General features: G+C 61.0%; 1 protein-coding gene. It reads left to right on the top strand.

What is annotated here, in order from left to right; genetic code table 11:
• Positions 1–490 (top strand): polyketide synthase dehydratase domain-containing protein (locus D5S11_RS19720; protein WP_164833862.1); only part of this gene is annotated, 490 nt, incomplete at both ends.

The raw sequence follows: 490 nt of genomic DNA, 5'->3' as shown, positions 1-490 counted from the left end.
GAAGCGGTTCAGGCGCGCTGCGGCGGCCGTCACTTGTCAAAGGCTGAGTGCTATGAAGCGTTCGACAGCCTCGGCATCACCTACGGACCGTCGCATCAGGCGCTTGACGCCGTCTATGCCGGAAGCGGAGAAGTGCTCGCGAAGCTCACTCTTCCGCCGTCCGCCCGCGAGGAAAAGGAGCCGTTCATCCTGCATCCGAGCATGCTGGACGCCGCCCTTCAGGCTTCTATCGGTCTCGTGCTCTCAGACGGTTCCGCGTCTGGACGGCCGTTTCTGCCGTTTGCCCTCCAGGATATGCAGGTGTTTTCTGCGTGCCGGGAGACGATGTGGGCGGTGCTTTCCTCAGCGGACGGCGCCTATCATATTGAGCTGTGTGATGAAAACGGCGCGGTATGTGTCCGATTGACGGGGCTCACCGCCCGTTTTCTGGAAGAGGAAACGGAGGAAAAACCGCTCTTGCTTCAGCCAAAGTGGCAGGAATCACCGCCGG

The sequence above is a fragment of the Bacillus sp. L75 genome (assembly GCF_003676355.1).
GTDB lineage: Bacteria > Bacillota > Bacilli > Bacillales > Bacillaceae > Bacillus > Bacillus velezensis.
The sequence above is the reverse complement of the archived record's forward strand: the minus strand, read 5'-3'. Positions and strand labels throughout refer to the sequence as shown.